24 protein-coding genes are annotated in these 22,744 nt (G+C 54.5%); 9 read left to right on the top strand and 15 right to left on the bottom strand.

Annotated elements, in window-relative coordinates; all coding sequences use genetic code 11:
- Positions 1-5: 5 nt before the first annotated feature.
- The 11 genes from cheA to QRD42_RS16575 form a co-directional block, all read right to left on the bottom strand.
- Positions 6-2,039: a chemotaxis protein CheA gene (gene cheA, locus QRD42_RS16525; RefSeq protein ID WP_072568874.1), complete on the bottom strand. Its 2,034-nt coding sequence runs from the start codon at positions 2,037-2,039 to the stop codon at positions 6-8.
- 4 nt (positions 2,040-2,043) lie between these two features.
- Positions 2,044-2,973, bottom strand: coding sequence for a flagellar motor protein MotB (motB, locus tag QRD42_RS16530; protein ID WP_072568875.1), 930 nt, complete (start codon positions 2,971-2,973; stop codon positions 2,044-2,046).
- A complete protein-coding gene (motA, locus tag QRD42_RS16535; RefSeq protein WP_072568876.1) occupies positions 2,970-3,857 on the bottom strand; it encodes a flagellar motor stator protein MotA in 888 nt (295 codons plus the stop codon). The genes motB and motA overlap by 4 nt, the downstream gene beginning before the upstream one ends.
- 122 nt (positions 3,858-3,979) lie before the next feature.
- On the bottom strand, positions 3,980-4,558 hold the full coding sequence (flhC, locus tag QRD42_RS16540) for a flagellar transcriptional regulator FlhC (RefSeq protein WP_072568877.1): 579 nt from the start codon (positions 4,556-4,558) through the stop codon (positions 3,980-3,982).
- Between the two features lie 3 nt (positions 4,559-4,561).
- Positions 4,562-4,915: a flagellar transcriptional regulator FlhD gene (gene flhD, locus QRD42_RS16545; RefSeq protein WP_199775931.1), complete on the bottom strand. Its 354-nt coding sequence runs from the start codon at positions 4,913-4,915 to the stop codon at positions 4,562-4,564.
- A gap of 832 nt (positions 4,916-5,747) precedes the next feature.
- Positions 5,748-7,172 carry an alpha,alpha-trehalose-phosphate synthase gene (gene otsA, locus QRD42_RS16550; RefSeq protein WP_318364201.1) on the bottom strand — a complete coding sequence of 475 codons (1,425 nt, stop codon included), beginning with the start codon at positions 7,170-7,172 and terminating at the stop codon, positions 5,748-5,750.
- Positions 7,147-7,956: a trehalose-phosphatase gene (otsB, locus tag QRD42_RS16555; protein WP_321987643.1), complete on the bottom strand. Its 810-nt coding sequence runs from the start codon at positions 7,954-7,956 to the stop codon at positions 7,147-7,149. Before otsB ends, otsA begins: the two co-directional genes overlap by 26 nt.
- 162 nt (positions 7,957-8,118) lie before the next feature.
- A complete protein-coding gene (araH, locus tag QRD42_RS16560; RefSeq protein ID WP_072568881.1) occupies positions 8,119-9,099 on the bottom strand; it encodes an L-arabinose ABC transporter permease AraH in 981 nt (326 codons plus the stop codon).
- 14 nt (positions 9,100-9,113) lie between these two features.
- Positions 9,114-10,628 carry an L-arabinose ABC transporter ATP-binding protein AraG gene (gene araG, locus QRD42_RS16565; RefSeq protein WP_072568882.1) on the bottom strand — a complete coding sequence of 505 codons (1,515 nt, stop codon included), beginning with the start codon at positions 10,626-10,628 and terminating at the stop codon, positions 9,114-9,116.
- Between the two features lie 74 nt (positions 10,629-10,702).
- Positions 10,703-11,692, bottom strand: a complete 990-nt coding sequence (locus QRD42_RS16570) for an arabinose ABC transporter substrate-binding protein (protein ID WP_072568883.1) — start codon at positions 11,690-11,692, stop codon at positions 10,703-10,705.
- Positions 11,693-12,011: 319 nt separating this feature from the next.
- A complete protein-coding gene (locus QRD42_RS16575) occupies positions 12,012-12,569 on the bottom strand; it encodes a DJ-1/PfpI family protein (RefSeq protein ID WP_321987644.1) in 558 nt (185 codons plus the stop codon).
- A gap of 199 nt (positions 12,570-12,768) precedes the next feature.
- Here QRD42_RS16575 and QRD42_RS16580 point away from each other — a divergent pair, with 199 nt between their 5' ends.
- Positions 12,769-13,272 carry a non-heme ferritin-like protein gene (locus tag QRD42_RS16580; protein WP_321987645.1) on the top strand — a complete coding sequence of 168 codons (504 nt, stop codon included), beginning with the start codon at positions 12,769-12,771 and terminating at the stop codon, positions 13,270-13,272.
- Between the two features lie 181 nt (positions 13,273-13,453).
- Positions 13,454-14,797: an anaerobic C4-dicarboxylate transporter gene (locus tag QRD42_RS16585; protein ID WP_321987646.1), complete on the top strand. Its 1,344-nt coding sequence runs from the start codon at positions 13,454-13,456 to the stop codon at positions 14,795-14,797.
- A 100-nt stretch (positions 14,798-14,897) separates the two neighbouring features.
- On the opposite strand, the gene QRD42_RS16590 is transcribed toward QRD42_RS16585, so the two are convergent.
- The gene (locus QRD42_RS16590; RefSeq protein ID WP_072568888.1) at positions 14,898-15,149 is read right to left on the bottom strand and encodes a DUF2766 family protein; all 252 of its coding nucleotides are present in this window, start codon (positions 15,147-15,149) and stop codon (positions 14,898-14,900) included.
- Positions 15,150-15,266: 117 nt separating this feature from the next.
- Positions 15,267-15,350: a stress response protein AzuC gene (gene azuC, locus QRD42_RS16595; protein ID WP_088218881.1), complete on the bottom strand. Its 84-nt coding sequence runs from the start codon at positions 15,348-15,350 to the stop codon at positions 15,267-15,269.
- A 214-nt stretch (positions 15,351-15,564) separates the two neighbouring features.
- Between azuC and QRD42_RS16600 the strand changes: the two genes are divergently transcribed.
- Positions 15,565-16,986, top strand: coding sequence for an MFS transporter (locus QRD42_RS16600; RefSeq protein ID WP_321987647.1), 1,422 nt, complete (start codon positions 15,565-15,567; stop codon positions 16,984-16,986).
- 33 nt (positions 16,987-17,019) lie between these two features.
- On the opposite strand, the gene QRD42_RS16605 is transcribed toward QRD42_RS16600, so the two are convergent.
- Positions 17,020-17,658, bottom strand: coding sequence for an RpiB/LacA/LacB family sugar-phosphate isomerase (locus QRD42_RS16605; protein ID WP_072568890.1), 639 nt, complete (start codon positions 17,656-17,658; stop codon positions 17,020-17,022).
- 248 nt (positions 17,659-17,906) lie between these two features.
- Between QRD42_RS16605 and yecR the strand changes: the two genes are divergently transcribed.
- The 3 genes from yecR to tyrP all read left to right on the top strand — a co-directional run bounded on the left by yecR (position 17,907) and on the right by tyrP (position 20,297).
- Positions 17,907-18,242 (top strand): YecR family lipoprotein, encoded by a 336-nt coding sequence (gene yecR / locus QRD42_RS16610; RefSeq protein ID WP_072569470.1) that lies wholly within the window; start codon positions 17,907-17,909, stop codon positions 18,240-18,242.
- Positions 18,243-18,441: 199 nt separating this feature from the next.
- On the top strand, positions 18,442-18,939 hold the full coding sequence (gene ftnA / locus QRD42_RS16615) for a non-heme ferritin (RefSeq protein ID WP_321987648.1): 498 nt from the start codon (positions 18,442-18,444) through the stop codon (positions 18,937-18,939).
- A gap of 146 nt (positions 18,940-19,085) precedes the next feature.
- A complete protein-coding gene (gene tyrP / locus QRD42_RS16620; protein ID WP_321987649.1) occupies positions 19,086-20,297 on the top strand; it encodes a tyrosine transporter TyrP in 1,212 nt (403 codons plus the stop codon).
- 61 nt (positions 20,298-20,358) lie between these two features.
- Here the strand turns inward: tyrP and QRD42_RS16625 are convergent, their stop codons facing one another.
- Entirely contained in the window at positions 20,359-21,024 is a 666-nt protein-coding gene (locus QRD42_RS16625) for a YecA family protein (RefSeq protein WP_321987650.1), read from the bottom strand.
- A gap of 154 nt (positions 21,025-21,178) precedes the next feature.
- Between QRD42_RS16625 and QRD42_RS16630 the strand changes: the two genes are divergently transcribed.
- Genes QRD42_RS16630 through QRD42_RS16635 form a run of 3 tightly spaced genes read left to right on the top strand, consistent with a single transcriptional unit; the run spans position 21,179 to position 22,743 of the window.
- Entirely contained in the window at positions 21,179-21,769 is a 591-nt protein-coding gene (locus tag QRD42_RS16630; protein ID WP_321987651.1) for an AraC family ligand binding domain-containing protein, read from the top strand.
- Between the two features lie 22 nt (positions 21,770-21,791).
- Positions 21,792-22,010 (top strand): helix-turn-helix transcriptional regulator, encoded by a 219-nt coding sequence (locus QRD42_RS19625; protein WP_199775933.1) that lies wholly within the window; start codon positions 21,792-21,794, stop codon positions 22,008-22,010.
- On the top strand, positions 21,904-22,743 hold the full coding sequence (locus tag QRD42_RS16635) for a LysE family translocator (RefSeq protein WP_321987652.1): 840 nt from the start codon (positions 21,904-21,906) through the stop codon (positions 22,741-22,743). Before QRD42_RS19625 ends, QRD42_RS16635 begins: the two co-directional genes overlap by 107 nt.
- Position 22,744 lies beyond the last annotated feature (1 nt).

The raw sequence follows: 22,744 nt of genomic DNA on the forward strand, positions 1-22,744 counted from the left end.
CTAAATCAGGCGGCTGTATGCGCCATACGTTGTTCACGGTTTAATCCCTGTAACGCCGAAACATCCACGATCAGCGCGACACTGCCATCGCCGAGGATGGTCGCAGCGGATATGCCCGGCACTTTGCGATAGTTGCTTTCGAGGTTTTTCACTACCACCTGATGCTGACCGATCAGCTGGTCAACCAACAGGGCGTAACGACGTCCCGCGCTCTGCACGATCACCACGATACCGGCGGTGGCTTCGGTTTTCGCGCCCTTGACGTCAAAGACTTTCCACAGTTCTACCAGCGGCAGGTACTCGCCACGCACTTCCAGAACGCGCTCGCCGCCGGCCAGCGGGTGCAGATCTTCTTCACGCGGTTGCAGCGATTCCATCACGGCATTTAGCGGCAGGATAAAGACTTCTTCGCTGACCTTCACGGACATGCCGTCGAGGATCGCCAGCGTCAGCGGCAGCAGGATACGAATGGTCGTGCCCGCGCCCTGTTTGGATTTGATTTCGACGTGGCCGCCCATCTCCTGGATGTTACGTTTCACCACGTCCATACCCACGCCGCGGCCCGACACATCGGTCACCTGCTCGGCGGTGGAGAAGCCCGGCGCGAAGATCAGCATGCCGACTTCTTCGTCAGACATGTTTTCGCTTACCGCCATGCCCTGCGATACGGCTTTGGCGAGGATGCGTTCGCGGTTCAGACCCGCGCCATCGTCGGTCACTTCAATACAGATATTGCCGCCCTGATGTTCGGCGGACAGCACCAGATTACCCACGGCGGATTTACCGGCGGCGACGCGCACGTCCGGCAGTTCGATACCGTGGTCGAGGCTGTTACGCACCAGGTGCGTTAATGGATCGATAATGCGTTCGATCAGGCTCTTGTCCAGCTCGGTCGAGCTGCCGACCAGCGTCAGTTCGATCTGCTTGTTCAGTTTGGTGGCGAGATCGCGCACCAGACGCGGGAAGCGGCTGAAGACATATTCCATCGGCATCATACGGATGGACATCACCGATTCCTGCAGGTCACGGGCGTTGCGCTGCAACTGGCCCATGCTGGTGATCAGATCGCCATGGGTGACCGGATCCAGTTCGTTGGAACGCTGGGCCAGCATCGACTGGGTGATCACCAGTTCGCCCACCAGGTTAATGATCTGGTCTACTTTTTCCACCGCCACACGGATGCTGGTGGACTCGCTGGCGCGCGCCGGTTTTTCACGTTCCTGACGGCCTGCGGCGGCCTGCTCTTTCGGTACGGCTTTCAGTACCGGGGCGGCGGCTACTGCCGGCGGCTGCGGTGCGGCCTGGGCTACCACTTCTGCGGCCGGTTCGGCTTTAGCCGCGGCGGGCGCGGTTTCGAAAGCAATCTGATCCGGTTCAACCACGAAGCAGAGTACGGCAATCAGATCGTCCTGGCTCACGCCGCCATCGAGGGTGGCGCTGAGGGAGTCGCTGCCTTTGACCACGTCACTTAAGGTGGCGAGGTTTTTGAGTTCATCTTCCAGCAGGCCGACTTCGTTCTCTTTCAGACGCGAAATCACGATGCGCAGCTTATCGTTGTTTGCCGGGGCGGCAGCAACGTCAGCCTGTTCGTCCTGCGCCTCGACCACCGTCAGTTTTGCGCCGCTGGTTGCAGGCACCACTTCGCCTTTCGCTTCCAGCGCCAGCTGACGCAGGGCATTGCAGATATATTCAAAGCTGGCGGCATCGGGCTCCTGAGAGCTTTTATAGGCGTCGAGCTGTTCCTGCATAATATCTTTAGTTTCCAAAAACAGATTGATTATATCGGTATTGAGCTGCATCTCTCCGCGCCGGGCTTCATCAAGCAGGTTTTCCATGAGGTGCGTGGTTTCCTGCAAAATGGTGAAGCCAAACGTACCTGCGCCGCCTTTTATGGAGTGCGCTGCACGAAAGATGGCATTCAGTTGTTCGGAATCCGGGGCTTCAGGCACCAGATCCAACAAATGCTGCTCCATGTCGGCCAACAACTCGTCAGCTTCATCAAAAAACGTCTGATAAAAATCGCTAATATCCATGCTCACGCTATCACCTCGGATCGGGTTGTGGCGATGTGGGAACTGTCGCCTGGGGCAACGCCTCTGGCTGTTTTAATAAACTTACTGGCTCGTTCTGGCTCTCGGCATTTTCGTGCAAAATTGCCTGTTCCGCCTGCCGGTTGAGAACCAGGAGACTGATGCGGCGGTTAATCGCATCATCAGCGCCTTTGTCGCTAAGGCGCATGGTCGCCGCCATGCCCACGACACGCAGGACTTTACCGTCGTCCAGGCCGCCGATGACCAGCTCGCGACGCGATGCGTTTGCGCGATCCGCGGAGAGTTCCCAGTTGCTATAGCCGCGTTCGCCATTAGCATAAGGGTAATCATCGGTATGGCCTGACAGACTGACTCTGTTAGGAATGCCGTTCAGCACCGGGGCAATGGCGCGTAAAATATCGCGCATATACGGCTCTACTTCGGCGCTGCCGGTCTTGAACATCGGGCGATTCTGGCTGTCGATGATCTGAATACGCAGCCCTTCCTGCACGAGGTCGATCTTCAGATGCGGACGCAGGGCGCGCAGTTTCGGATCGGCTTCAATCAGCTGGTCGAGATCGCCGCGCAGTTTGCTCAGGCGGTTCTGTTCCATGCGTTTACGCAAATCTTCCACGTTCGGCTGACGCTGCACTTCCCCCTTCTGCTGGGTGAAATCATCACCGCCACCAGGGATTGGGCTGTCGCTGTTCGAAATACGCGGTCCGCCGGTCACCGCCGTCGCCAGCGGTGTGCGGAAATATTCTGCGATCTGAATAAGCTCTTTAGGACTGGAGATGGAAATCAGCCACATGACCAGAAAGAACGCCATCATTGCCGTCATAAAATCGGCGTAGGCAATCTTCCACGATCCGTGCGAGCCGCCTCCGTGTCCTTTATGTTTACGTCGTTTGACGATGACAATGGGATGGGCCTGGTTTTTCATGCGTCCTCAGTCGTGGTCTGCTGGTTTGGGTTTCTGACCGCGCGCACGTGCTCTTCCAGTTCCACGAAGGAAGGACGTTCGCTGGAGTACAGGGTTTTACGACCAAACTCAACGGCAATCGGCGGTGCATAGCCGTTCAGATTAGAGAGCAGCGTGATCTTGACGCACTGCATCATCTTGGTGGTTTCGGCGCTCTTCTGCCGCAGCACCGTCGCCAGCGGCGAGATGAAGCCGTAGGCCAGCAGGATGCCGAGGAACGTCCCCACCATCGCATGGGCAATCAGCGCCCCCAGTTCAGCCGCCGGGCGATCCGCCGAGGCCAGGGCGTGAACAACGCCCATTACCGCCGCCACGATCCCGAACGCGGGCAGTGAATCACCGACCATCGCCAGGCTGTTGGCGGGCACTTCCGCTTCGGCTTCATGGGTTTCGATTTCTTCGTCCATTAGCGCTTCGATTTCGAAGGTGTTCATGTTGCCGCTGATGATAAGACGCAGATAATCCACGATAAATTCGAGCATCACCGGATCGGCAAGGATACGCGGGTAGCTGGCGAAAATTTCGCTCTCTTTCGGACTTTCAATATCACGCTCCAGCGAGAACATGCCCTGTTGACGCGATTTCGCCATCAGGCGATAGAGCAGCGCCAGCAAGTCCATGTACATGCTTTTGGTGTATTTTGAACGGCGAAACAGCAGAGGAAGCGCTTTCAGCGTTCCTTTGATGGCTTTGCCGTTGTTGCCCACAATAAACGCACCTACGCCCGCACCACCGATGATAATAAGTTCGGCAGGTTGATAAAGTGCCCCAAGGTGTCCGCCGGTCATCATATAACCGCCGAAGACTGTACCGAGAACAACCAGGTAACCTAATAAGATCAGCACGACATCATCCTTCACTGTTGACTAAGGCGAGGAGAAACAGATTTGCGTTTGGCGCGGCGGCGGGGCAAAAAAAAGCAGCGGTAATCGCTTACCGCTGCTGGAGTGTTGCTCACACCGTTCGGTCAAACAGCCTGATTAATCTGTTCATCCAGCAGTTGTGAATTACTATCGGCAACTTCCGGGGAAAGTTTACGTCTTTTTACTGCCCTGGAAGGCGGCTGACACAAACTACAGGCGAAGCTTCCCACGGGCTGGTGCGCATGGGTAATAAAATTGCCGTCGCAGCAGTTACAGCGTGAAAGCTGCAGCATTCCGCTTTCGACGAAACGGACCAGCGTCCAGGCGCGGGTCAGGGCCAGCAACGGCCCCTCTTCCTGTTGCGGACACTGTTCTAAATAGAGACGGTAAGCTTTGATCACGGCGTCAACGCCGCTGCAAAGGCCCGTTTTCAGTAAAAACTGCCAGGCGTTACAGAACATGGAGGCGTGGATATTCTGCTCCCACGTCATAAACCAGTCGGTCGAAAACGGCAGCATGCCTTTCGGCGGCGGGCTGCCGCGCAGTTCTTTATAGAGTTTGATGAGTCGACCACGGCTGAGCTGCGTTTCGCTTTCCAGCATTTGCAACCGCGCGCCGAGCGTAATCAGTTCCATGGCCAGCTGAATATCACGCGCTTCCTGAACAATGCTTTTACCGGTCATAAATCAGGCCCTTTTCTTCCGGGCAGGCGTATCAACAGTCTGACCAGCATCGCTGAGTAAACGTGTCGACAGCAAAATACCCGTATGCACCTGCTGCAAATCGTCTACACGGGATTCCTGCGTCAGACGGGTGATCGTCTGGTGGCTGTCAAAGCGGAACTGGCAAATCAGCTGATTGGTTTCAGCCAGTTTTACCATTTGCGGCAATGTCAGCTCGACCATGGTGGATGCCATTTCTTCACTCATCCCCAGACGAAACATGGCTGAGGCTTTGTCCTGACTAATCAGACGCTGTGCAAGAAGGAGATATGACAAATTGATGTCATAAACGTGTTTCAGCAACTCGGATGTATGCATTTTTCCCATCCAGAATAACCAACGAAAATCTTAAGCGGTCAGACCGCACCCCGTGATGTCGCCGGGAAAAAACCCGGTAGAATAAAAAGAAAAGGCAAAATGCAATACTACGATTCAGGGATGTGACGCGGAGGCCTTCGCCTCTTTGGGCGACCTGGTCCTTCGCACGCTGCCATCATTTCTTACGCTAAACTAAGATTTTTCCTAAATCGAGGCAACTGTACTCGCGGACACTCAGACATACAATGTGAGCAAGTAGTATTTTGAAAATAATGTGATCGACGTCACATAATTTAAGCGAATATTCCGAATAAATCCATCAATAAGACTATTGCTTTGCGTCTTTTTTGTTCTATTGAATCTGTTTTCTATTCCTTTCGCACGAATAGACATGCAAACACCTCTGACCTGTGCGTGAAAAGAATGCACTGCTTTTCAAAGCAACGGCTTAGCGTAAATGATCGATCTCTATTGTAGAGACAAATTAATAATAATCTTATAAAACAACACATTATGCAGGAAGATAAAAAGCCCGGTCGCTTTTGTTAACGATTACAAAATTACTAATCCTCAGGATTATTAAAACAGCAGCCAGGGTTTTTTATCGCGAAGATTTGGGTTAAGAAGCGGTATTTTTGCAAAATGGTTACGTTGTGAACTATTCCAGTAGTAAGAATAATTAATGAATATTTATTAACTCTGTCATAAAACTAACATCTTTTGTAGTTGCACTGAAACATAAAAAAGAGTATGGGAGTGGCAAAAACGAGGAAGCGGGAGGCGTATCGGGCAATAAAAACACGTGCTCCCGCCTGCGCGGGAGCACGTGTTATCAGGCTAGTTTCGGAAAGGTCGCCACGTTATTTTGCAGCAAACTTTCTGCACTACGTGGCGTTATGCGCTTTAGGTCGGCGATAAACCTCTTCTGCCAGGCGTCGATGTCATTTTTCTGGATAATGTCCAGCATCTCGGCGTGGCGGGAAATACGTTCAGCCAGCGGCATTGTCAGCGCACGGTCCATCGCCGCCGCCACATCATCGCGATCGTACGGGTTCACCAGCAGCGCGGACGTCAGCTCGTTGGCGGCACCGGCGAAACGGGAAAGGATCAGCACGCCCGGATTCGCCGGATCCTGCGCGGCCACGTACTCCTTCGCCACCAGGTTCATGCCGTCACGCAGCGGCGTGACCAGACCAACGTCGGAGTAGCGGAAGACTTTCATCAAAAGCTTGCGATCAAAGTGCTGGTTGAGATAGTACAGCGGCGTCCAGCCCAGCTGGCCGTATTTACCGTTGATGCGCCCTGCTTCGGTTTCCAGCTGATGACGAATATCCTGATACGCCTGCACATCACCACGGGAAGTCGGCGCAATCTGCGTATAACGAATTTTGCCGTGATGCTCGGGGAATTTCTCCAGCAGCGTTTCAAAGGCCGCAAAACGCTCCGGCAAGCCTTTGGAGTAGTCCAGACGCTCAACGGAGAAGATATTTTTAACGCCTTTCAGCTCTTCTTTCAGCTGGGCCATTTTTGGCGGCAGCGGCCCGGCGGCAGCCTGGGCGATCTCTTTTGGCTCAATACCAATCGGATAGACTTCAGTGGCGAAGGTTTTGCCCCAGGCGGTATGGGTTTTCTTGTCTTTGGCGATCAGACGCGTCTGGCTGGCGATGCTGTCGAGGAAGGACACACGGTCGCTTTCCGTCTGGAAGCCCAGCAGATCGTAATCGCACAGCTGTTCTAACAGCTCGGCATGGGGCGGTAAGGCGTTGAAAATTTCCGGCGTCGGGAAAGGAATATGCAGGAAGAAACCGATCTGGTTTTTCACGCCGCGCTGACGCAGCTCATGGGCGAACGGTAGCAGATGGTAATCGTGGATCCACAGCACATCGTCTTCTTCCAGCAGCGGCAGCAGTTTGTCCGCCAGCAAAGCGTTTACGCGCTGATAGCCTTCCCAGGATTCACGCTGGAACTGTACCAGGTCCAGACGATAGTGGAACGCAGGCCAGAGCACCGCGTTAGAAAACTGGTTGTAATACTCTTCGTAATCCTGTTCGCTGAGGTTAAAAGAGGCCCAGGTAATATTACCGCGCGTCTCTTTCTTTAAAGGTTGATCTTCATTGCCTGTCTCACCGCTCCAGCCAAACCAGAGTCCCCCGGTGGCTTTCAGCGCGCCTAAAATCCCGACAGCCAGACCACCTGCGCTTGCTTTTTTATCATCCGGCGGTGCAATGCGATTAGATACTACGACTAAGCGACTCATAGCCATCTCTCCTGTTTGTTAGCGCTAATTTTTCTTGTTGTAAGTGATGATCAATCATCTGTTCGAGCCACTGGTGTACAGCAGAAACGCCGTCCAGTCGCCATTGTGCCTGGGTGTCCCCTAAGCCGACTTTGATCGAGACGCCGCCTGCGCGGTTCACGACCTTAAATCCTTGTTCATCGGTGAGGTCATCGCCCAGGAATACGGGTGTTCTGCCCGCAAACGGGGTTTCCTGCATAAATGCGTCGATGGCGGCGCCTTTACTGATGCCGCGCGGTTTCAGTTCAACAACGCATTTGCCTGGCTGTAAGGCCAGTTCATCGTGTTTTGCTTCCAGCGCCTGTGCCAGCGCGTAGATAGCGTCTTCGTGGTGCATGGCCTGACGGTAATGGAGTGCAAATGCCATTCCTTTTGCTTCGAGTTCGGTGCCCTCAAGACCATCCAGCCCGGCAATCAGCTCCAGTTCAATCTGCTTTACCAGCTCAGACGGCAGCGTCACCACGTGGTGTTCGCCATTGCTGTCACGGCGTTCTGCGCCGTGGACCCCCGCAAGGGGAAAGCGATATGGACTGGCAAGCGCATCCAGCTCACGCATCGAACGGCCGGACACCAGAGCTACTGCGCCCTGGTTAAGCTCAGCAAGTTGATGCAGCTGGTCCCGCACCCTGGCGGGGATGGCTACCTGATCGGGATGGGGTTTGATGTCAGCGAGGGTTCCGTCGAGGTCAAAAAAGAACGCAAAATTACCAGAAAAAATCGGCGGTACAGTTAACTGGTCGGCCACTCTGGTCTCCTCCTTACAGTTCAGATGGTCTGCTCCAGCAGACGCATCGCATTATCATTAGCTCTGTAAGTATAGACAGTGTGACGACGCTCGCCATTTTAAGAAGGCGTTGCCAGCCATCGGGACGGCTGGCAACGGGGGAGATAAACTTAAAGGTTAAGCTTAAACGGTACGCTTCGCTTTTTGCTTGTAGCGGTCGAAAATCACTGCCGCAAGCAGGATCAAACCGCGCACCACATACTGAGAGAATGGCGAAATATTGAGCAAATTCATGGCGTTCTCCACCGTGCCCAGAATCAGGATCCCGGCCACCACATAGGAGATTTTGCCAATGCCGCCTTTCAGCGACACGCCGCCCAGCACGCAGGCTGAGATGACGATCAGCTCATAACCGATAGAGGTCATTGGCTGTCCACTGGTCATGCGCGACGCCAGAATAATGCCCGCGATGGCGGACACCAGACCCGACAGAATAAAGATGATGATTTTGGTGCGAACGACCGGCACACCCGCCAGGCGAGCCGCCTCTTCATTGCCACCGATCGCCAGCGTATTTCGACCAAAAGTTGTACGATTTAGTAAAAATCCGAAAATGGCCAGACAGATAACGGTGAGCCAGATAGGCGCCGGTAAACCGAGCCAGTTAGTGTAACCGAGGGCGAAAAAACGCTCATCTTCAATGCCGACCGCCTTGCCATCGGAAATGATATAGGCCAGCCCGCGCACAATCTGCATGGTCGCCAGCGTGGTGATCAGCGCGTTGATTTTCAGCCGCGCGATGACAAAGCCGTTTACCAGACCGCTGAGCACGCCGAGCATCAGCCCGGCGAAGATACCGATCCACAGGCTTTCGGTCATGTTGATCACCACAGCGGTGGTGACGCCCGCACAGGCAATGACCGAGGCGACGGACAAATCGAAATCCCCGGAGGCGAGGCAGAACAGCATGCCGCAGGCCACCATGCCGGACATGGAGATTGCCAGCCCCAGCCCTTTCATGTTCACAAAGCTGGCAAAATTGGGCACAAAAATGGCGCAGCCGATAAACAGCACGGCGAACACCACCAGCATGCCGTACTGGTCCCAGATACGACCCAGATTGAATGGCGACTTAGGCGCGCCGGAAGTGGTTAAAGACGACATCATATTCTCCTTGCTCAGGCGACAGCCTGGCTAACTTTTGGCATGGCAAGGCTTAACGCCTGCTGTTCATCCGCCTGACCGTGTAGTAATTCACCGGCGATCTCCCCTTCGCGCATCACCAGAATGCGGTCGGCGAGGCCGAGCACTTCGGGCAGGTCGCTGGAGGCGAACAGCACCGCCACGCCGCGTGCCGCCAGCGCATAAATCACGTTATAGATTTCATGTTTCGCGCCGACATCGATGCCGCGCGTCGGCTCATCGAGCAAAATGACCTTCATCTCTTCGGATAACCAGCGCCCGAGAATGGCCTTCTGCTGATTACCGCCGGAGAGATTCATGATCAGCTGCTCAGCGCCGGGGGTTTTGATATTCAGTGAACGAATATGGTGGTCGGCGTTCTGCACTTCCCAGCCGTCGTTGATCAGGCAGCCTGCACGGATGTATTTGCGACGGGCGCTGATGTTGATGTTATCGCGCACCGAATGCACCGGAATAATCCCCTCGGCTTTGCGGTCTTCCGGGCACAGCATCATGCCCGCGGCAATGGCGTGGCCGGGTTTCTGGATGTTGATGGCCTTGCCATCGATCCACACCTGGCCTGCGGTGATGCGCGTGCCACCAAACAGTCCTTTCATCAGTTCGCTGCGTCCGGCGCCCACCAGCCCGAACAGGCCGACGATTTCGCCACGCTTCACCGACAGGCTCACCGGTTTACGCACGCCAGGCGCTTTAACCTCATCAAGGCGCAGCATCTCTTCACCGGTCTCACGCGGCTGCCAGCCATAGATATCGCCCAGATCGCGGCCTACCATCGCTTTCACCAGTGAATCATGGTTGACCTTCTCCATGTCGTCGAAGGTGCAGACATAGCGACCATCTTTAAATACGGTAATGGCATCGCTTAAGGCGAAAATCTCCTCCATGCGGTGCGAAACATAAATAATCACCCGCCCTTCGTCGCGCAGTTCGCGGATGACGCGGAACAGGTTGTCGATTTCACGGGCCGACAGCGAACTGGTTGGCTCATCGAAGGCGATCACTTTGGCGTTACGCGCCAGCGCTTTGGCTATTTCCACCATCTGCCATTGCCCAATTGACAAGTATTTCAGCGGTGTTTGCGGATCGATATCGAGGCCGAGATGCTCCAGCTGTAGCCGGGCTTCGTAGTTCAGCAGCGAACGGTTAACGAAGCCGCCTTTATGGGGCAGTTGTCCGAGATAAATATTCTCCGCCACGGTCATTTCAGGCACCAGGTGCAGTTCCTGATAGATAATGGCGACGCCGGCATTCAGGGCAGCGGGCGTATCCGCAAAGGTGACGTCTTCGCCGCGCAGGGCCAGGGTGCCGGTAGTAGGGGCATAGTTGCCGCTGAGGATCTTCAGCAGCGTGGATTTTCCCGCGCCGTTCTCCCCCATCAGGGCGTGAACCTGGCCTGCATAGCAATCAAAGCTGATGTCGCTGAGCGCTTTTACGCCAGGGAAGGTTTTGCCAATCCCCCGGAAAGACAGGTATGGAGTTGACTGTTGCATAACATCTCCGAAACGCTTTTCAGTGTACGACTGGCCCTCCACCCGACGGGTGAAGGGCACACTTGCCACGCGTATTACTTAACGCCGAGTCCTTTTTTTGCCAGCTCTTCTTTGAAGTTATCGCGGGTGATCAGCACCACGTCGGTAACGGCGGTGAATTTCGGCGGCTCAACGCCCTTCTCCACCCAGTTGTAAAGCATTTCGCTGGTTTTATAGCCGTGCACGTCCGGGCTTGGCAGCAGCGAACCATAGAAGCCGGTGCCCTGCGCTTTCGACAGTTCGCTCACCGCATCCACGCCGTTAATGCCGATACCGATAACATCAGCCGCTTTAAAGCCCTGCCCTTCTGTGGCGCGCACACCGCCCAGCACGGTGTTATCGTTCATACCGACCACCAGCCAGTGTTTCACTTCCGGATGCTGCACCAGCAGGGAGTTGCCGGCGTCAAACGCGCCCGGAATATCGTTCGCTTTGGTCGGCACCTGGTAGATCTGTTTTTCCGGGAAGCCCGCGGCTTTCAGCGCGTCCATGGAGCCGGTGGTACGACGGCGGGCGGTGTCCAGCTCGTCGGCGGTAATGGCCATCACCGCGGTATCTTTCACGTCCCAGCCGCGTTTTTGCATCTCTTTATAGAGTTCCTGCCCCTGGCGCGCGCCGATTTCACTCGCCGCCATCATCACCAGCGGCACGGATTCCATCGGTTTGCCTTTTGCGGTCACGAACTGGTCATCAACGGCGATGACCTTCATGTCATAGCCTTTGGCTTTCGCCACAATGGCTGAACCCAGTTTTGGATCCGGCGTACAGATGACGAAGCCTTTCGCGCCGCTGGCCGCCAGGCTGTCGATGGCGTTCAGGGTTTTCTCCCCATCCGGTACGGCGATTTTGATCACTTCAAAACCCAGATCTTTCCCGGCTTTATCGGCGAACTTCCATTCTGTCTGGAACCACGGCTCTTCCGGCTGTTTCACCAGAAAACCGAGTTTCATGGTTTCTGCGATAGCGGATTGTGACATAACGGCAGCCAGACCGATGGCTGCCAGCGCTTTAGTGAATTTGTGCATGGTTAACTCCAGCTTTAGCGTTCTTTTATGTAGGGAAAAACGGTTTTTCTGTTCTTTAATCAGACAGAAAACAAAGCATTAGCCGATACTGTTCAGGATATGCTTCTGCTGGAGAGTAGTTTTAGCGGGAAATTAATCATCCATAGGAGAGCGCCATCACACCGCAGAATTACAGTAATTGCGTACATAAATTCAGCGGAAAATGACATAAAAAAAGGCGCATTTGTCGGACAATTGCGGCGGGTGCCAGCTAAATTATCCATAACGTCAGCCAGCTTATCCTTGTCGCCCGGATGCGTTGCACATCCGGGCCTGTTCACTACCAGGGATAATAGATATGTTCGGCGTGTTCGCGCACCGGCGCGTCGTCACCCAGTAAGCGTGCCGATACCGTGAGCGCAAAATCAAATACGTGCCCCAGGCCTTTGCCACTGATCAGATTGCCGTCTTCCACCACCGGCGCATCCACATATTCGCCGTTTTTCACGCCCTGCCACAGATCGCCGGAGCAGACGTAGCGCCGCCCGTTCAGCAGATCGTTACCCCCCAGTACGCGTGCCGCCGCCGAACAGATCGGGCAAATCAGCTTACCCGCGGCATCGTGCGCCTTCACAAACTGGATCACCTCCGCACTGGCCGCCAGATTGACGCTGCCCTGCGGCCCGCCCGGCAGCACCACGGCGTCGTACAGTGTCTCCAGCCGCTCAGTGAGGGTGCTGTCCGCCACCATCGGGATAGCATGATAGCTTTCCACCGCGCGGGTGTCAGCGCAGGCCAGGGTTTCCACCTCAATATGCAGACGACGCAGAATATCGATGGTGACAATGGCTTCGGCTTCTTCAAATCCCGGTGCGAGTAATACCGCCACATTTTTCATTTTTTATTCCTTCAGGTAAGAGTTAACTTCACCATAAACTTAATTTCAGTAAAATTAAACTGCCAGTTCAAAGCTATCGCACCTAGACCTTATCGCCGGTAAATTTCTGCCGTTTCGCCTTAGTGCCTTCCAGGTCACAGTAATTATCCGTGCGATCTTTCTATGCTGTAGTCAGTTACTCATAACAAGGATATTTGCTATGGCTATTGTCGGAATGGTTCAAAAACTCAATACGCAAATGAATCTTGAGTTTCAGGCATCCAGTCTTTATTTGTCGCTCAGCGAATGGTGCGCAGGGCACAGCCTGAACGGAACTGCCACTTTCCTGCGTACCCAGGCGCAGGGCAATATCACGCAAATGATGCGCGTGTTTGAATATATGAAACGCGAAGGGGCGAATCCCATCGTAAAAGCTGCCGAACCCTACCATGACGACTATTCCACCCTTGAAGATCTGTTCAAAAAAATGCTTGAGGAGTATTCGCAGCGCTGCGCCACCCTCGCCCGCTTAACGGCGGAAGCGGCGGCCATGAACGATGCCTGTACGCTGGAATTTTTGCGGCAGCTGGAAAAAGAGCAGCAGCAGGACGGCCTGTTGTTGCAGACCATTATGGAAGAAGTGCATAACGCGCAGCAGTCGGGTATGGGTTTACCGCAAACCGATCAGCATTTACTTAATATCGTTAATTTCCGGCAGCATTAATCTGCCACTGAAAATCAGCCCCGGCCCGCGTCGGGGTTGTTATTTTTTGCAGCTCAATGTTGCAAAAATGTATATAAGCCATTGATTACCCGCGTTTTAACAAAGTCGATCTGGCTCGCAAAGATTAACCTTACAAAATGCAATGATTTAGAGCATCAATGTTTAATTACACAGGTGCTTCATGATCACTCTTGAATTTATTGTCATTATTCTCTGCCTGCTGGTGGGTACCCGTTTCGGCGGCATGGGCCTCGGCCTGATAAGCGGTATCGGCCTGTTCATACTGACCTTTGTGTTTGGCCTGCAACCGGGTAAACCGCCGGTTGACGTGATGCTGACTATCCTGGCGGTGATCGGCTGCGCCGCCACGCTGCAAACCGCCGGCGGGCTGAACGTGATGATGCAGTTTGCCGAGCGACTGCTGCGTCGCCACCCGCAGCACATTACATTGCTCGCGCCCTTCACCACCTGGACGCTGACGTTTTTGTGCGGCACCGGGCATGTGGTCTACACCATGTTTCCCATTATCGCCGATATCGCACTGAAAAAAGGTATCCGCCCGGAGCGCCCGATGGCGGTGGCGTCGGTGGCTTCACAAATGGCCATTACTGCCTCGCCCGTTTCGGTGGCGGTGGTGTCGCTGGTTTCTATTCTGGCGGCGCAGCACGGCATCGGGCAGGCCTGGAGCATCCTGGAGATCCTCGCCGTCTCAGTACCGGCCTCGCTGTTTGGCGTGGCCGTCGCTGCGCTGTGGAGCCTGCGCCGGGGTAAGGATCTGGCGGAGGACGCGGAGTTCCAGCAGAAATTAACCGATCCGAAACAGCGGGAATTTATCTACGGCAGCAGCGACACCTTAATGAATCAGCGCTTCCCGAAGCAGGCGTACTGGTCAACCTGGATCTTCTTCGCCGGTATTCTTGTGGTGGTATTACTGGGCGCGTTGCCGGAACTGCGCCCCTCATTTGAGGTGAAGGGCAAAATGACGCCGCTGTCGATGAACCTGGTGATCCAGATGATGATGCTGATTGCCGGGGCGGTGATGCTGATCGTCTGTAAGGTGAATGCGTCGACCATTTCCAGCGGCGCGGTGTTTAAGGCCGGGATGGTGGCGATTTTTTCGGTGTTTGGCGTGGCGTGGATGAGTGACACTTTCTTTCAGGTGCATCTGGAGGAGTTAAAAGTGGCGCTGGAGGGCGTGGTGCAGAATCATCCCTGGACCTACGCGATTGTGTTATTCCTGGTGTCCAAGCTGGTCAACAGCCAGGCGGCGGCACTGACTGCCGTTGCGCCCATGGCGCTGATGCTGGGCGTCGAGCCAAAAATGCTGCTGGCGTTTTTCCCGGCGTCATACGGCTATTTTGTACTGCCGACCTATCCGAGCGATCTGGCCTGTATCGGCTTTGACCGTTCAGGCACCACCCGCATCGGGAAATTCATCATCAACCACAGCTTTATTATTCCGGGGCTGATTGGCGTCAGCTGTGCCTGTGCGGCGAGCTATGCGCTGGTGATGGCGCTGTTCTGATCCTGCCGGCGGGGTCGCCCCCGCCTTTTTTCAGCGCGGCTTCCGCGCCCGATCTTCGAAAACATCCGTTTGAATAATTCAAAACGAAGGTTTACTTTAGCTAGTGCGCCTCGCCCTGCGGCGTGAACTTCAGCTCAATCAGCGCAATGGCTTTCTGTATGGCGCGGCGGGTCACCGGATCGGCGGCAGCCGGGTGGGTGGTGAAATCGATGGTTTTCAGCTGCTGCGACATTTTCTCACGCACTTCAACCGGCGCGATAACGTCAATGATGTCGAGGATTTGTTTGATCACCAGCTGGCAGGCGACAACGTCAGATACCAGTTCTTGATCGGCACTCAGGGATTCAGACATGGAAGGCTCCTTTCAGAAAGGACGCCATAGTAGCGGGAAGCGCTGCGAAAAGGTAGTTTGCCCGGCCTGCACAGCGTACATCAGATATAAAAAAACCTGCCGCAGCAGGTTTTTTTATCAGAACATCGCGCCAGGCGGGACGTCTTTGAAAGTTTTGCAGTAGGTTTCAAAAATGCTTTTCAGGATCTTACGCAGTTTCATCTTTTGCTCCGGAGAAATTTGTTATGCAGGTGTTATGTTTCTGTGTGCACATAATATGACCTGCATCACAAAAATCAACCAGTTTGTGAAGCCCATCACATTAAAAAATGCATTGATATTTTAGTTTTGTTAAAAAATGCACGATAAATCCGTAAGTTACGGATATTTCATTTCTGTAAAAATTTAAAATTTTTTTTAAAATGGCAGACCAAAAATGAGTGACAGCACCCAACCGGAGGCCAGACGCGGCGTTTCTCCCGCCGCGCTGCTGGTCGCCGGGGCGTTTTTTATGGAGTTTCTCGACGGTACAGTGATCGCCACCGCCCTGCCGGACATGGCGGAAAGTTTCGGTGTCGACGCCGTCGATCTGAATATCGGCATCAGCGCCTATCTGATCACCCTGGCCGTGTTGATCCCGGCCAGCGGCTGGATCGCCGACCGCTTTGGCGCGCGTAAAGTCTTTGCCTCGGCGCTGGCGATCTTCACCCTCGCCTCGGTGTTCTGTGGCCTCGCGGTCAGCGTGGAGTGGTTTGTCGCCATGCGTATTTTACAGGGCATCGGCGGCGCGCTGATGGTCCCGGTCGGACGGCTGGCGGTGTTGCGCACCACCCCCAAGCATCTGCTGATCACCGCCATCGCCACCCTCACCTGGCCCGCCCTGGTCGCGCCTATCATTGGCCCGCCCCTCGGCGGTTTTATTACCAGCTTCGCAAGCTGGCGGTGGATCTTCTTTATTAACGTACCGCTGGGGCTGATAGCCATTGCGCTGGCGCTGCGCATCATTCCGGATATTCGCGAGGAGGAACGGCGGCCTTTCGATATGCCCGGTTTCCTCTCCACGGCTATTGCGATGGTCAGCCTGGTGTATGCCATGGAATCGCTGGGCGCGCAGCAGCCGCAGGGGTGGCTGACGGCGGCGATGTTGCTGCTGGGCGCGGGCACGCTGTTTTACGCGCTGCGCCATTTTCAGCGCGCCCGCTGGCCGATGATCCGTCTCGATGCCATGCAGGTGCCGACCTTCCGCGTGACCATGTATGGCGGTTCGCTGTTTCGCGCCTCCATCAGCGCCGTGCCTTTTCTGTTACCGCTGATGTTTCAGGTGGGCTTTGGTATGGACGCCTTTCATGCCGGGCTGCTGGTGCTGGCGGTGTTTGTCGGCAATCTGACGATAAAACCCGCCACCACCCCGCTTATTCGCTGGCTGGGATTCAAAAAACTGCTGCTGATCAACGGCGCGCTCAATGTGCTGGCGTTGCTGGCCTGCGCCTTCCTGACGCCCACGACGCCGGTATGGGTGATCCTGCTGGTGCTTTATCTCGGCGGCGTATTTCGTTCAATACAGTTTACCGGCGTCAGCACGCTGGCCTTCGCGGATGTGCCGTCAGCGCAAATGAGCTATGCCAATACGCTGTTCAGCACCGCGACACAGCTGGCGGTGGGGCTGGGCATTACGCTGGGGGCGATTGGCATTCGTATCGGCGAACGGATCGGCGACTGGCTTTCTCTGGGGGAGGTGCCGGGGATCAGTTTTCGCCTGGCATTCGTGGCGATCGCGCTGATTTGTCTGGTGGGAATGGCAGATACGCTACGGCTGACGAAAGATGCCGGCAGTGCGGTGTCGAATAAAAAGGGATAAAAAAAGGCCAGCGAACGCTGGCCTTTCGGGATGTTATGCGAGCATTTCACGTACGAAGGCTTCGATCTCTTTATCCTGGCAGTTTTCGAAGAAACACTCCTGGAAACGCTGACCGGAAACGGCGGTTTTCACCAGCTCCGGATCGATGGCGCGCAGGGTGTCCAGATAGTTGTCTTTCACTACTGCTGCTTTCACCTGATTAAGGATCCCGGCGTTACGCACCTGCGGCTCTTTACGCTCCGGCGGATACCCTTCGCCTTTGCGGCCGGTGAAGGCTTTTTCGAAGATAAAGCGCACGTTCAGCTCTGCGCCCCAGCCAAAACCTTTAGCGAACGGCAGCGCCAGCGCGTTACCGTTGTTGATCTGCGCGAACAGGAAGGCATCTGCCGGATCGATGCAGTAGCCGCAGTTCACGCCCGGATGGATATTCAGCGACATCAGCGCGCCCTGACCGGTGCCGCAACCGGCGATCACGAAATCAACGGCTTTGGAGTTCAGCAGGATGCTGGCCATGATGCCTAAGTGGATGTAGGTCAGATGATGGTCATTCTCGTCGCTCATGCCGACGTTGAAAACCGGGAAGTTCTTCTCATCCGCGACGGTTTTCAACTCTTTAAGGATAATGGCGTTTTTGGCAGCCTGGCTGTTTTCCATCATCAGTGCAATTTTCATTGTGTCTTCTCCTGAAGCGTTGCGGGATGTCCCGCCGTGAATAGCGAACGTTTTAGAAACCTTACTACTAAGCAAACATACTTTCAAATTTAGTGAAAAATCGTTTTAAAAAGTTGCGAGGTGCTCACAGTTTTTCCCGCTTCGCTGGCCGTTACAATTAGTAAGGCCAGAAAATCCGGCTATTCAGGCTATTGGCGGGAAACAGAGGTTGTAGGATGAGAACATCGAAACTGAATCAGAGCGATACCATGAAGAGTATGCTTTTAGCCGCCGCAGTCCTGCTGCTGGCAGGATGCACCATCACTAAAGAGCCGCAGGTGAGCGAGGTCATTCAGACCACCGGTGTGGTACGACTGAATTTTAACGAAGCCATGCTGCAAAATGCGCGCTTTGATGAGTATACCACCCACGGCACCGCCACGCGTCAGTGCCAGCAAATGGGCTATGCCACCGCCGCCGCGTACGGTCAGCCGATCCGTACCTGTAGTGTATTCAGCGGTTCACTGTGCCTTAATGAAAAGATCACCCTGCAATACCAGTGTCAGGGGCTGGCGCTGTCGCCTGCCGCCACCGGCTATTATTAATCTTTACCACCTGCGTTATTACGCAGGTGGCGCTTATTTATAATAAAAAGAATTATTCTCAGGTAATTTAACCTTCACATCTAATGCGTATTATTCACATTACCATTCAAATTAATTATTCTATTTTACCTTTTGCAAATAATTAAATAACAAATTATAGTGGCGCCATTATTCATTGCGCACTCCCTGGAGCCGTATCATGCTTAAAGCAGAAATGATCGAAAAATTAAATGAGCAAATGAATCTGGAGCTTTACTCCTCTCTGTTTTATCAGCAGATGAGCGCCTGGTGCAGCTACCACAGCTTCGAAGGCGCGGCAGCCTTCCTGCGCCGCCACGCGCAGGAAGAGATGACCCACATGCAACGCCTGTTTGATTATCTGGCCGATACCGGCAGCCTGCCGTGTATTAATACTATTCCGTCGCCGGTTGCGGAATATGCGACTTTAGACGATCTGTTCCGTTCCACTTATGAACACGAACAGCTGATCACGCAAAAAATTAATGAACTGGCGCACGTGGCAATGACCACGCAGGATTATCCGACCTTTAATTTCCTGCAATGGTATGTGGCCGAACAGCACGAAGAAGAAAAATTATTTAAATCCGTTATCGATAAATTATCGCTGGCGGGTAAAAGCGGTGAAGGCTTGTATTTCATTGATAAAGAACTTTCCACGCTCGACGCGCAAAAGTAATACTGCCGGCGGTGACACTGTCACCGCCTTAAACCTCTGTAAATATTAAATTACACCTTCTGTAACGCCTGTTTGACGAGACTGTCATTTTCCCTTACTCTGCGCCGCATATTCGAATGTGCAATGGTTTATGGGCAGAGGAAAGCGTGAAGAATCGGACGCTGGGTAGTGTTTTTATCGTCGCGGGAACGACAATCGGGGCCGGTATGCTGGCGATGCCGCTGGCGGCCGCCGGGGTGGGATTTGGCGTAACCTTAGTGCTGCTGTTCGGCCTGTGGGCGCTGATGTGTTATACCGCCCTGCTGTTGCTTGAAGTGTATCAGCACGTCCCTGCCGATACCGGGCTGGGCTCCCTGGCGCGTCGCTACCTGGGCCGCTGCGGTCAGTGGCTCACCGGTTTCAGTATGATGTTTCTGATGTATGCCCTTACCGCAGCCTATATGACAGGCGCGGGCGAACTGCTGGCGGCAAGCCTCGGCTCCTGGCTCGACATCACCGTTTCACCGGTCGCCGGTGTGCTGTTGTTTACCCTGATTGCGGGCGGCGTCGTCTGCGCGGGCACATCGCTGGTTGATCTGTTTAACCGCTTTCTGTTCAGCGCCAAGATCCTCTTTCTGGTGATCATGCTGGCGCTGTTAATGCCGCACGTACACAAAATCAATCTGCTGACGCTGCCGCTGGAGAAAGGGCTGGCGCTGTCGGCAATTCCGGTAATTTTCACCTCCTTCGGTTTTCACGGCAGCGTGCCAAGCATCGTCAGCTATATGAATGGCAACATCCGTAAGCTGCGCACGGTATTTATTACCGGCAGCGCCATTCCGCTGGTGGCCTATATTTTCTGGCAACTGGCGACGCTGGGCAGCATCAACTCCTCCACCTTTATGGGGTTACTGGCGGATCAGGCCGGACTGAACGGGTTATTACAGGCGCTGCGGGAAGTAGTCGCCTCGCCGCACGTTGAACTGGCGGTGCATCTGTTCGCCGACCTGGCGCTGGCCACCTCCTTCCTGGGCGTGGCGCTGGGCCTGTTTGATTACCTGGCGGATCTGTTTAATCGTCGCAATAACGTTGCCGGACGTTTACAGACCGGGGCGATCACCTTCCTGCCGCCGCTGGCTTTTGCCCTTTTTTATCCGCGTGGGTTTGTGATGGCGCTGGGTTATGCCGGTGTGGCGCTTGCCGTGCTGGCGCTGCTGATCCCGTCGCTGCTGGCGTGGCAAAGTCGTAAACATAATCCGCAGACGAGTTATCGCGTCAGCGGCGGCAAGCCTGCATTAGTGCTGGTGTTTTTGTGTGGGATCGCCGTGATTGCCGTGCAGTTCTGTATCGCTGCCGGTTTGCTGCCTGAGGTGGGTTAATAGCGCTTCGTTTATCGCCGGGTGGCGCTGCGCTTACCCGGCAAGCTGGTGCAAGTGACTATCAGTGCAGGCAGCACTGCTTGAATTTTTTACCGCTGCCGCACGGGCAAGGGTCGTTACGGCCCACTTTTTCACCGGCGGTGAACGGCTTCGCCACTTCAATTTCCTGCTGATTGTCTGCCCAGTAGTCATACAGCGCCAGCGCCGCAGGTTTAATCGCCTCGATGCTTTCTTCAAAGGCTTCCGGCGTCATCTGCTCCACACGTTCGAAGTTCTCTTCTTTACCGTGCAGTTCAATAGCCGCCAGCGCTGGCTTTAACGCATCCGGTAAGGATGACCAGTCGCTCAGGCTGACGCCGCGCAGGTAACCGAAGCACCACTCTTCCACAATGGTCAGCTCCTGATCTTCCACGTCGCGCGTTCCAAACAGTGGTTCAAACTGTTCCGGATACCCGGCCAGACGATCGCCGATATCGTCCATATGCTGGAAAGCGAGCATCATGAAACGCTCCATCTCCTTTTCCGACGACCAGTTCGGCACCTTATCAGCACCGCCCCACAGCGCCACCAGCCACTGGCTCGGCTCAACCGGCACCGGCGAGCTCAGTACCGCAGTGAGTAAGCCATCCAGCTCTGAGACATCCATAATGGACGCTTCCGTACCGTACTTCATCAGTACGTCTTCCAGCCATTCCAGCTCTTTCTCGTTCAGGGGTCCGGTTTTCATTGTGCATATTCCTCGGTGAGGTGCGAAATACGCACCGTAAAAAAGGAATTTTAACACAGGTGGGGAGCAAAATTATTGGCGATACAGAGGTAACTGTGTTCTCCTTTCTACCCTGCACAAATAGTTACGCCGATCGGTTTAAGGATCTCACCCTATGTTCAACAGACACAGCTACCATTCTGCTGAATTCTGGCGCGATCCGGCGATGGAGCATGTAGAGACGCGCCGCGCCTGTCATAGCCGGGCGTGTTATAAGGCGCACAGTCATCCCACCTTTTCTGTTGGCGCAGTGGATGCGGGCGGAAGTCATTTTACCGGCGTGTCAGGCGGCCCTTCTGCATTGCATCCCGGCATGATGGTTTTTATTCCCGCGGGCTGTGTTCACGCCTGTAATCCCCTGCCCGATGATTGCTGGAGCTATCAGATGCTGCATCTGGATGCTGACTGGCTACGCCAGTTACTGGCAGAAACTGGTCCTTCCTCAGCAGGCCTTATTCGCGAAAATGAAATTCGCCTCACGGATAACCAGACGGTCTATACCCGGTTTTGCCAGCTTAATGACACCCTCTTTTCAGCAGCCACTACGGAAGACAAAAATGCCGCGCTAATAGAATTTATCGGTGACTGCGCCTGTGAGAATGATCGGGTGGAAACTTTCGCCGCACAGCTACCCCAGGGCAACGGGGCACTGGCGCGGGTGATCAGCCAGTTGCAGGAAATTGAAACGCCCGCCCCTGCCGCTTGAAGATTTGGCGAAAATCGCCGATATGAGTCGGTATCAGCTTATCAGAGCTTTTCGTGCCGTCACCGGTATGACACCGCACGCTTATCAGCTCAACAGGCGCGTGAATCAGGCGCGGCAGTGGCTGCAGTCAGGCAGTGAAATTACCGATATTGCATACCGACTGGGTTTTGCCGATCAAAGCCATTTTCAGCGCGTATTTAAGGCGCATACCGGCGTCACGCCAGGCTGTTATCGGGCCTGAGTCCCTGCAATTTTATTCAATACAATCATTCTGTCAGCCTGCACCCTGTAGGAAAAATTTCTTAGAGGGTGATGGCATGATGCAACAATTTCTTCTGGTGGCAACCGCACATTTTCTGGCGCTACTTTCCCCCGGCCCGGATTTCTTTCTGGTTGCGCGTACCTCAATTAAAGCGGGCTGGCGTCATGCCGCCTTTGTCTGTCTGGGAATAGCCGTCGCAAACGGGGTGTTTATTCTTGCGGCTTTCAGCGGGATCACGCTTTTCCGCGCGGGCAGCGCAGGGTTTATCGCCATTCAGCTCGCTGGCTGTGGCTATTTGCTGTATGTCGGCCAGCTTTTTATTCGTTTTGCTGGCGCAAGCTCCCTCACCGGACACAAGATGACTCCGCAAGCCGCTTTGACAGAGAAGGCTGATCTCGCAGATCGCTGGCGTGAATTCGGTATGGGCTTTATGTCGGGCATTCTCAATCCTAAAAATGCGCTCTTTTATGTCAGTCTGGCGACGTTAATCGGCGGTGCTGGTACTACGCCCGGCCTGAAAGTTGTCTATGGCGTGTGGATGTTCAGCGTTGTGCTATTGTGGGATTTGCTGGTGGCGATCTTTATCGGGAATGATGCAGTGCTGCGCACTTTTTCGAAAGTGTTACCCGCTGTGGAGCGTATTTCGGGCGTGATCCTGATTTGTCTGGCACTGAGCGTTATTGTGGTCAACGTACTGCAACTGTTACGATAAG

Source organism: Enterobacter sp. PGRG2 (assembly GCF_030291195.1).
In the GTDB taxonomy this organism is placed as follows: Bacteria; Pseudomonadota; Gammaproteobacteria; order Enterobacterales; family Enterobacteriaceae; genus Enterobacter_D.

Bases quoted from the DNA above. Each gene is read 5' to 3' on its own strand.
- QRD42_RS16605 (WP_072568890.1), bottom strand. From the start codon at position 17,658: ATGAAAATTGCACTGATGATGGAAAACAGCCAGGCTGCCAAAAACGCC.
- QRD42_RS16580 (WP_321987645.1), top strand. From the start codon at position 12,769: ATGGCTATTGTCGGAATGGTTCAAAAACTCAATACGCAAATGAATCTT.
- QRD42_RS16570 (WP_072568883.1), bottom strand. From the start codon at position 11,692: ATGCACAAATTCACTAAAGCGCTGGCAGCCATCGGTCTGGCTGCCGTT.
- araH (WP_072568881.1), bottom strand. From the start codon at position 9,099: ATGTCGTCTTTAACCACTTCCGGCGCGCCTAAGTCGCCATTCAATCTG.
- flhC (WP_072568877.1), bottom strand. From the start codon at position 4,558: ATGACCGGTAAAAGCATTGTTCAGGAAGCGCGTGATATTCAGCTGGCC.
- azuC (WP_088218881.1), bottom strand. From the start codon at position 15,350: ATGAAACTGCGTAAGATCCTGAAAAGCATTTTTGAAACCTACTGCAAA.
- QRD42_RS16630 (WP_321987651.1), top strand. From the start codon at position 21,179: ATGTTCAACAGACACAGCTACCATTCTGCTGAATTCTGGCGCGATCCG.
- otsA (WP_318364201.1), bottom strand. From the start codon at position 7,172: ATGAGTCGCTTAGTCGTAGTATCTAATCGCATTGCACCGCCGGATGAT.
- QRD42_RS16600 (WP_321987647.1), top strand. From the start codon at position 15,565: ATGAGTGACAGCACCCAACCGGAGGCCAGACGCGGCGTTTCTCCCGCC.
- ftnA (WP_321987648.1), top strand. From the start codon at position 18,442: ATGCTTAAAGCAGAAATGATCGAAAAATTAAATGAGCAAATGAATCTG.
- QRD42_RS16590 (WP_072568888.1), bottom strand. From the start codon at position 15,149: ATGTCTGAATCCCTGAGTGCCGATCAAGAACTGGTATCTGACGTTGTC.
- QRD42_RS16585 (WP_321987646.1), top strand. From the start codon at position 13,454: ATGATCACTCTTGAATTTATTGTCATTATTCTCTGCCTGCTGGTGGGT.
- flhD (WP_199775931.1), bottom strand. From the start codon at position 4,915: ATGCATACATCCGAGTTGCTGAAACACGTTTATGACATCAATTTGTCA.
- araG (WP_072568882.1), bottom strand. From the start codon at position 10,628: ATGCAACAGTCAACTCCATACCTGTCTTTCCGGGGGATTGGCAAAACC.
- motB (WP_072568875.1), bottom strand. From the start codon at position 2,973: ATGAAAAACCAGGCCCATCCCATTGTCATCGTCAAACGACGTAAACAT.
- QRD42_RS16575 (WP_321987644.1), bottom strand. From the start codon at position 12,569: ATGAAAAATGTGGCGGTATTACTCGCACCGGGATTTGAAGAAGCCGAA.
- yecR (WP_072569470.1), top strand. From the start codon at position 17,907: ATGAAGAGTATGCTTTTAGCCGCCGCAGTCCTGCTGCTGGCAGGATGC.
- QRD42_RS19625 (WP_199775933.1), top strand. From the start codon at position 21,792: ATGAGTCGGTATCAGCTTATCAGAGCTTTTCGTGCCGTCACCGGTATG.
- QRD42_RS16625 (WP_321987650.1), bottom strand. From the start codon at position 21,024: ATGAAAACCGGACCCCTGAACGAGAAAGAGCTGGAATGGCTGGAAGAC.